Genomic DNA, 5,418 nt, shown 5'->3' with positions numbered 1-5,418 from the left:
TATTGTAAAGCCTTCTGAATATGTTGTAAGCTTTGTTTAAAGGCAATATCCAAGGACAACTTTCACCCGCCCGTCGGATTGAAGGCAAAAAAGAGGTGCGGTCACACAATGACCTCGGTCTCTATGAACTCCAGTGCACGCTCCACTGCGGGTGCAGACAATACACTGCCTACTTCTTTATAAGCTTCAAAGCTCTTGGCAATGAAGTCGGCCAATTCAATGTCACGACTCTCGCCTTTGTTAGCGTGCCCTCTGAAAATGTAACCAGTGCCTTCTCCAATGCCATCGTAGATCGGCCATATTGCACCTTCCAATAATGTGTCAGTGGGCGAAGGCACGAAATCTTGCTCGCGCTCAAAGCCGCTGATGTCCAATGCCTGCTTCGTGATGTCATGAAGAACTTCTATGCGGGGATGGTTGATCGTGTACATGAAGGCGGAGTCGACAAATCCTGAGCAGGAAAACCCGAGCTCCTGGAAATAGCGTTCTAGCTCTGCTTTGGCTGCTTCCCGCTGTTCAATATAGCCGAGTGAAGCAAACGCAAAACGATTGAAGATTGCCTCTGTTCGCGCTGGGGAAAGACCAGCATTGAACGCTGCAAGCGCCAATGCCGAGTTATACGGGCCCATATGAGTCTGGATCAATTGGGAACCGTTGTAGATATGAACGCAATCGGGGTGCAGTCCGGTGTATACGACCACTGGATAGCGCAGGACGCGAACCTTCTCAGACAAGGCAGCAGCTGCAAGGGGGCCCTTTGAAATTCGATCGACAGACTCGACATATACAATATCAAAGTCAGCAAATTTGTCTGCGAGCTTTTGTTGGTCATCCTGGCTCATTGTGGCGACTGAGCCCGCATTCAAAGGATAAGCGGTCGCACCGGGCACCCACCCCTTCAGACTTTCCGCAACGCCATAGGCTTGGCAACTACCGATGACCCCGAAGCTAGGCATCATATGCCTCCTCGTCGCAAACAACATGATAAAGATCGTCCATCTCTTCCTGGGTCACCTTCTTCGGACTAGGCGATTCTGGACTTGGCGATGGATGGCTTGGTTCGGGAACAGGTTGTGCGGCCTGGTCCGTGTTCAAATAATGACGCTTAAACAGGCTCATAACATGGTCAACGCCTTCCGGCCTGACTTCTCTTAGATCCTCCGCGAAGTATTTGTATTTGTTGTGATGGCCAGTGATAATCTCATAAGATGGGAAGTAAGCCACATCATAGATGCTTGTCGAAATCTCCTCCGCGACTACTCTCAATGCAGACTTACTGTAGCATGTTGACACCAATACATGGCGTGGCTCGTAAGTCGCAATCAGCGGAACGGGTGAGACTGTAAGAATCACCTTTACCGTCGGATTTATGACGCGGAGCTTTGCAATGAATGAGGTCAAATCGGCGGTCATTTGCGCTACCGAGCGATTGCTGAAGTAGTATGCCGCCGTGCTTGAAGTCTCTGCGACCCCAGGCGCCAAGGGGACAACGGCATCATCCACTTTACTCATCCAGGTTTCTGTCAGACCAAGTGTGAACACAAATATGTTGCTGGTCTCAAACATTTGACGGACCGCCGACAAATGCCGAGCGCGATCAATCTCAAGCGCATCTTGAGTTTCAAAAGAGGCGACTTGAGGTCGAAATGGGTCTACAAATGCTCCGTTCTGTTGCCAAACTTGGTCCTTCGGCGAAAACAGGCCATAGGCTCTTTGGAAGAGCTGAAGCAATTGCAGCGTCGAGTAGATGTTGCCAAACCTTGCTGGAAATAGCCCATAATTTTGTTCACTTGGTCCATCTTCCGTGACCAGATATCGATAGCCTTCCCGTACTAGAGTGCGGGCGATGTGTTGGGCAAAGCAACTACCCGCTGTAGCAATCTGGTCTTCAGCATTGATTGTGAAAGGTGTATCGATCACTGGATCGACGGTTGAGGGTTCGGGGCTGGCGACCGCACGCTTCCAAAAAGAGGAGGTCGGTTTTTGTGAATAAGGTGTTGTCATCTGGGTGCTCATGTTTGGACAAATTTGCGATAGGAGTACCGCAAAGAATCAATTCTTGGATATAGTCCCGACATCACCCGATCGGGCGCCAGGCATCAATAACGCTCCGAGCCACTTTAACCAACTGCTCGGTTCTTGGGGTAGAGCCTGCTCTTCCACTGCTGCCAGCTTTGATAGGACCTCTGCGACTTCTCGCCAGTCTTGCTGGTGGTCAAAATCACACGCTTTGATCCCCATTGGCAACTGGAACAAAAACTCCCTCAAATAGGCTGTATTCTCTGAGACTGAGGAAATCGTGGAGCCTTCATTGGCCCCTGATTCATCGGCAAATACTCGTACAACTCGTCCCCAACGATCCGCTTCGACATAACCATCATTTGGTTCGCCAATCAACTGGAACGCTCCGTCATCCTCACGCAATTCCAACCCAACCTTTCCACGCACCCGAACGAGCTTGACATGGAAATCAGACAAATAGCGGCCCCGCTCGACTGCGAACGAAGACACTTGAAGGTTGACGAAACTCATTCCTTCCAAATCGCGTGTTTCAGCTAGAAGCCATTTTGCACCGACCTTCTCGAAATGGCCATCTTCGCTGATGGTGCTTTGGTGATCGTCAGAGTCTAGGTCTTGACTATCCGTAGCGGAGATATCTCGCCCATTCCTTTCCCTCACCTGCTTAGGCATCAACTCAATGGGAAGATTGACCTCTACATGGCGTCGGTGTGGCTCGCTAAAATCACCGACAGCATTAACGCCAAGCGCTTGCGACCATTGCGAAGCATACTTTCTAAGTGAGAAATTTATGTCATAAAACTGACGCGCTGCCGCGCCCCGCGTTTCGCGCAGTTCCCTGCTCGAGAGCAGCTCGACAATATCTGCGGCCATTTCGTCAGCTGTGTCGCAGACAGGGAATAGATCTCTTGTGTCGGCCGCCAACTCATAGAGAGCGCCACGTGTTACCGAGAAAGACTTTCCTAGCGCCATTGTCTCAATGACTTTTGTTGGAAAACCTGTTCCCTCAGTGACGGCTAAAGCAACAACTTGAGCCGCGTCATACCACTGGTTGATGTCCGCGACATGCCCGAGAAAATGGATGCCCTGAGACGCATAGGACTGTTTGATTTCGGAAGAGAACATCCGTTCAATGCTCCCTACTACAAAGAGAGTCGCCTGCTGGGTACGCCGCACCAATGGCATCACGTCATCCATCAGAAACTGCAATGAGGTGCGATTTGCCTGATGTGCGGTTCCAACGAACAAGATTTCGACTTCTTCGAAGAGATATTCTTCCGCTTCTTCCACAACGCGATTGTCGTCCTGGTTCTCGACCGCTTCCCTCAGCTGAACATTCGGTGGAAACACTACTTGGTCACGGCCGGAATCAGGCAAAGTGAGCTGATCCTTAAGAGCAGTTGAGATGAATATGCGCCGATCAAACCTCGACAAGGACTCAAGCTCGGCAGCAAGCTCTGTCTCAGAGTCAGATTTTATCTTCTCCGTGCTCCATTCCAACCCGTGACTTTCGGCATGCGCGGCACGCCTCAAGAAGTTCTGCTGGCACTGATTGTCGTGCACCTCACACACAAACCTAACTTCACGAGATTCATTGGCAGCCCTCAAATCATCAATGATTGGATCCAACCAAGGGTAGTTTACAATGCCTTTATCTACTGGACTTACCTTGAGCATCATTTCTATCAAAGGGCCTAGCTCCACGTAATCTCGAATAATATCTGTGAAATTGGAGAAGTAATAATAGTCAATTTTACCTGATTTGTGCAGAGCGAATCTAATCCTGAATTCATCACTTCTTTTTACTTGCATAAAAGCCAGAGAGTGACCAATGTAATCGCCGGAAGAGAAGTAATCCTTGATCAATTCACCCTTGTAATATTCGAAACCATCGATCTCGGTAACCCAAGGGATACCGAGCAGAATCGAATCTATGTTGAGACACCGGAGCACCTTCAACTGCGCATTTTGAACGAATGCGTGGCCGCCGTTCATTGGCAAGACGAGCGCGTTCACTGCCCTTGCTTGAGCCGCGGACCTTGACGGCTTGACCTCTGAGAGATCATGAACCTTGAAGAGTGTGCTAAAAAAGCTCTCCACAGTGAAGTCCTCAAGATAGGAGAGGTCTTGCAGGGCTTCGTCGAACAAAGCCCTCGAGATTGCTGCCGCGAACTCCTCTGGCGTGTCGCCAAGTGGAACGTCAACTCCGCAACTGCTAAACGTTCGCTCAATATCGGCTCCAGGTGTGCAGACTATCCGCGTTCGCGAGGTTAGCGCATCATAGGCAATGCCCGATCCTCGAGCGGCATAATGCTCAATGTCATAAGGCATAACCACAACATCGGCCTTCTCCATTTCACTCGAGAATTCTTCAGGTGCCAGATCCGCAAGGAGAGTGATCGTGACGCCTGGAACCTGCAGCCTCTCCAGACGCCGCTTAGCCGTATGTATCTCAAAAGTGTCATTCGCTGGATTGCTGTATGTTTGTATACGAAATTCAACGTCGTACACCCCTCCCTGTTGTCCAAGCGCTTCAATAATGTCAGGAAGATGCTGAAAACCTTTTTCGGCGCGCGCCTCGCCCAAATAAGATACAATCTTCTTGCCATCCACTCCGCAGCCTGAGCCAGGTGACGAAAAAGGGTCAAGAGGGCCCATTGCAATCGGGAATGCAAAACCAAGAGAACTGTAGTGCTCTTGCAATCCAATGGTCTCTACATGAAAAAATATGTGAGAGCCAATTAGGCCTTCGTCTTTTAGGCGCTGCAATATATCTAGATTTGGCACCCCCTGAAGCCGTTCGCCTTGGATGATTTCTGGCTGGCAATAGATGAGACAAAAGAACTGCGGTCTTTGATCGGACGATAGGGTCAGCAGATACTGGAGAACCCCCATAAGCATGGGCACCGAGGCGGTGTGTATAAATATCTTGGTGTCTGCATTAATTCTTCCTTCGTCATGCAACTGCAAAAGAGAGAAGAGGTACTGCTCCCAGGGGCTGAAGCCTCCATTATATACGGGATGGAACTTGATGAGATTGCTGGAAAGCTCATCATCTCTTTCGACAAATGCAAAACTCGGCCATGCGCGCACAACTTCGCCACAAACATCATCTAGCGTTTTATCACTTTCTGGAAATGCTCTGTTGATGATTGCGTCAACCGCAAATCCGGATGCCTTGGCAGCCAAAGCTGCTCGCAACGATGCCATCAAATTGTGCGACTTGGCATCCCTGCAATCGGGGTCCAGAATTATTATCTTCGACTTCATTGCCTGCCCTTCTTTTGCACTCAGCGTAATGCGAAGGCTAACTTACCTTAGACCTTAGATCTTAGATCTTAGATCTTAGATCTTAGGTCGGTTGTGAGTGCCTTTAACAGTAATCCAGTTCTGTGGTCC

3 protein-coding genes are annotated in these 5,418 nt (G+C 49.7%); all 3 read right to left on the bottom strand.

The features are described from left to right. Positions 1-101 precede the first annotated feature (101 nt). The 3 genes from Q0778_RS16305 to Q0778_RS16295 are packed head-to-tail and all read right to left on the bottom strand — an operon-like array spanning position 102 to position 5,289. Complete coding sequence (locus Q0778_RS16305) at positions 102-959, bottom strand: WcbI family polysaccharide biosynthesis putative acetyltransferase (RefSeq protein WP_298337832.1); 858 nt, start codon at positions 957-959, stop codon at positions 102-104. After that, the gene (locus tag Q0778_RS16300; RefSeq protein WP_298337830.1) at positions 949-2,016 is read right to left on the bottom strand and encodes a GSCFA domain-containing protein; all 1,068 of its coding nucleotides are present in this window, start codon (positions 2,014-2,016) and stop codon (positions 949-951) included. Before Q0778_RS16300 ends, Q0778_RS16305 begins: the two co-directional genes overlap by 11 nt. Positions 2,017-2,052: 36 nt before the next feature. Continuing rightward, on the bottom strand, positions 2,053-5,289 hold the full coding sequence (locus tag Q0778_RS16295) for a glycosyltransferase (RefSeq protein WP_298337827.1): 3,237 nt from the start codon (positions 5,287-5,289) through the stop codon (positions 2,053-2,055). Between the last annotated feature and the right edge of the window lie 129 nt (positions 5,290-5,418).

Source organism: uncultured Erythrobacter sp. (assembly GCF_947502395.1).
Lineage (GTDB): Bacteria > Pseudomonadota > Alphaproteobacteria > Sphingomonadales > Sphingomonadaceae > Erythrobacter.
Note: the sequence above shows the minus strand (reverse complement) of the source record. Positions and strands in the feature narration are given on the sequence as shown.